Below are 3476 nucleotides of genomic sequence, written 5' to 3' on the forward strand. Positions count from 1 at the left end.
ACCCCGATCGTGCTGGAAGCCCGCCAGACCGCCCGCCTGTTCGACGCCGACCACTGGGGCGACCGCTGGGTGATCCGCACCAACGCCGACGACGCCATCGACTTCAAGATCGTCGAGGCCCCGACCGACGCGCCCGGCGCCGCGAACTGGAAGGACCTCGTCCCCCACACGCCCGGCCGGTTCATCGAGGGCGTCGCCCTGGTCAAGGCCTTCATCGGCCGCCAGGAACGCGCCGACGCCAATACGAAGATCGTCATCCGCGACCGCGCCGGTGCCGAGCACGAGATCGCCGTGGACGAACCCGCCTATGCGTTGTCGCTGGCCGGGGCGTCGGAGTTCGACACCACCGTCATGCGCTATGGCTACAACTCGCCGTCAACCCCGACCTCGACCTATGACTACGACCTGAAGACCCGCGAGCGGAGCCTGCGCAAGGTGCAGGAGGTGCCCAGTGGCCACGACCCCGCCGACTATGTCGTCGAGCGGCTGAACGCCCCCGCCAGTGACGGTCAGCTGGTGCCCGTCACCGTCCTGCGCCGCAAGTCGACGCCGGTGGACGGCTCGGCCCCGCTGCTGCTTTACGGCTACGGCTCCTACGGCAATCCGATCCCGGCCTCCTTCTCGACCAACCGGCTCAGCCTGGTGGATCGGGGCTGGATCTATGCCATCGCCCATATCCGGGGCGGGTCGGACAAGGGCTGGAACTGGTTCCTGACCGCGCGCCGCCACACCAAGAAGAACACCTTCACCGACTTCATCGCCTCGGCCGAACACCTGATCGCCAACAAATATGCGACCGCCGGAAACATCGTCGCCGAGGGCCGGTCTGCGGGCGGAATGCTGGTCGGAGCGGTCACCAACATGCGTCCCGATCTGTGGGCCGGGGTGATCGGCGGCGTGCCCTTCGTCGACGTGATCAATACCATGTCGGACACCTCGCTTCCGCTGACCCCGCCGGAGTGGCCCGAATGGGGCAACCCAATCGAGTCGGCCGAGGACTACGACTATATGATGAGCTACAGCCCCTATGATCAGGTGGTGCCGATGGCCTATCCGGCCGTGCTGGCGACCGGGGGCCTGTCGGACCCACGCGTCACCTATTGGGAGCCGGAGAAATGGGTCGCCAAGCTGCGGCCCGCGACGACTTCGGGCAAGCCGATCCTGCTCAAGATCAACATGGAGGCGGGACATTTCTCCTCCTCTGGCCGGTTCGACTATCTGAAGGAGGTCGCCCACGACTACGCCTTCGCGGTCTGGGCCGTCGACAAGGGCTGGGAGGCGACGTGAGCCCGACCGCTTCCTCCCCCGTCCACGTCCGTCCCTCGACCGACGCCGACCTCAAGGCAATCACGGCCATCTATGCCCAGAACGTCCTGACCGGCACAGGCACCTTCGAGACCGTCGCACCACCGCAGTCCGAGATGGCCGCGCGCCGCGCTTCGGTGCTGGCGCTCGGCCTGCCCTGGCTGGTGGCCGAGATCGACGACGTCATCGTCGGCTATGCCTATGCCGGACCGTTCCGCGTCCGCGCCGCCTATCGCTACACAGTCGAGGATTCGATCTATGTCTCGACCTCGGCCCACGGTCGCGGCGTCGGCAAGGCCTTGCTGACCCGGCTGATCGACGACTGCGAAGACCTGGGCGTTCGCCAGATGCTGGGCGTCATCGGCGACAGCGCCAACGAGGCCTCGATCCGGCTGCACACCGCCTGCGGCTTCCGGCCCATGGGGGCCATCGAAGGGGTGGGCTGGAAGTTCGATCGCTGGCTGGACGTGCTGTTCATGCAGAGGGCGCTCGGTCACGGGGCCGTCTCCGACCCGGACCCCACCGCACCCGGCCTGCCGCTCGCCTGAAGATGGGGCTGTAAAGGTTACCGTGACGCGCCGTTCGGGAAGTCGCTTGCGAGATGACACCGGGGTCTGCCAAGGCCGGATCATGTCCGGTCGTGTCCTGTTTGCATCCCTTGTCCTTGCCGCCTTGGTGGCGATCGCCGGCCCGGTGTCGGCCCAGAGCCGCCCGATGTTCGTCGCGCCCGGCGTGACCTTCCCCGAGACCGGCGGCGTCGTACGGGCGGGTCAGAACGGCCTGGTCGTCGACGACGGCGTGGCCAGCGTCGACGAGAGCGATCAGTACAGCCTGCTGGCCCTGTCGGTGGACGCCGATCCGCACGGCGTGATCCGCTTCACCTATGGCGACGCCTGGACCCTGGCCCAGCCCCGGCCCTCGTCCTGCGTTTTCACCGTCCGCCGTGTCGAGCGCACCCTGACCCAGACCGCCGCCAACGACCTGGCCCGGACCCTGGCGGACATCGAGATGCAGCGGCTCAAGGAGGGCCATCCCCTTCTGGCCCCGATCGGCGAGCGCCAGGCGAACGGCGCGGTGGTCAAGCAGATCGTCGATCGGTTCACCTGGACGGAGACCGTCCCGGTCCCGGTCCCCGAAGCGGAGGCGGAGGCGGAGGCGGACACGGCCGCCGATACCGAAGCTGACGCCGATGCGGATGCCGGTTCGGCCGCCCCCGCCACGGCCACCGTCTTCGGCCTGTCCAAGACCTGGCTCTTCGTCCTGTCGGCCAAGCCCTATTACGTCAACAAGACCTGTTTCGCCTGGACCACGGCCGAGGACCTGACCGTCATCGACCAGCTGATCGGCCTCGACTACCACCGCGATCCCGCCTGAGCGCGACCCGTCAGCGATGATTGCATGCGCGTCTTCCTTCTCCCCTTGCGGGAGAAGGTGGCAGCCGGAGGCTGACGGATGAGGGGTGGGACCGGGCGTTGAGAGTGAGGGTGCGGTCTTCGGACACCGGCCTTGTATCCTCGTACCCCTCATCCGAGCGGCTCCGCCGCCCACCTTCTCCCGCAAGGGGAGAAGGAAATTCAGCGCGACCATCGGCGCGTTGCGTCCGCAAGCCACCACGCATAGACAGAGCCGGTGCGCAGCCTGTCCCTCATTCTCGGCCTGATCGGCGTCTTCGCCCTTCTGACCCTGGGCGCGGGCGGGGCCTGGGCGGCGCCTGCGACGGCTGCGCCCTGCCACGAGATGGCGACTACCCACCACGACGCCCCTGCAAAGTCGCCCGCCCCGGCCAAGGCCGGCATGGTCATGGCCTGCTGCATGGCCTGCGTATCTCCCGCCGTGCCGTCGGCCCCGACCACCGTCCGGGCCGTCCATCCGCGCCCGGTCCAGCCCGCCCGGCTGGCCCTGCCGATCGGCCGGTCGCCGGCACCGAAACACGGCCCCCCTCGCCTCGCCTCCTGATCGTCCCCGTCGCGCGGATGCCTGTCCGCGCCGTTCAAGACTTTCAAGGAGCCCCTGATGGCTGTCCCTTTCCGCGTCGGCGCGTTCGCCGGCGCATCCCTGTTCGCCCTGGCCGCCCCGGCCCTGGCGCAAGACCATTCGATGCACGCGCCACCGCCCGTGCCGGCCCAGCAGCCCCCCGCCGCTGACCCACACGCGGGTCACCGGATGCACCC

General features: G+C 68.7%; 4 protein-coding genes. All 4 read left to right on the plus strand.

Annotation, left to right across the window (positions count from 1 at the left end; all coding sequences use genetic code 11):
- A partial coding sequence (locus JHC99_RS18005) for a prolyl oligopeptidase family serine peptidase (RefSeq protein ID WP_292156052.1) occupies positions 1-1287 on the plus strand: 1287 nt, incomplete at its 5' end.
- Positions 1284-1853, plus strand: coding sequence for a GNAT family N-acetyltransferase (locus JHC99_RS18010; RefSeq protein ID WP_292156054.1), 570 nt, complete (start codon positions 1284-1286; stop codon positions 1851-1853). The genes JHC99_RS18005 and JHC99_RS18010, both read left to right, overlap by 4 nt.
- A gap of 82 nt (positions 1854-1935) precedes the next feature.
- Positions 1936-2679, plus strand: a complete 744-nt coding sequence (locus JHC99_RS18015) for a hypothetical protein (protein ID WP_292156055.1) — start codon at positions 1936-1938, stop codon at positions 2677-2679.
- Positions 2680-2934: 255 nt separating this feature from the next.
- Complete coding sequence (locus JHC99_RS18020; protein WP_292156056.1) at positions 2935-3261, plus strand: hypothetical protein; 327 nt, start codon at positions 2935-2937, stop codon at positions 3259-3261.
- The last annotated feature ends 215 nt before the right edge of the window (positions 3262-3476 follow it).

The organism is Brevundimonas sp., assembly GCF_016463485.1.
Taxonomy (GTDB): domain Bacteria; phylum Pseudomonadota; class Alphaproteobacteria; order Caulobacterales; family Caulobacteraceae; genus Brevundimonas.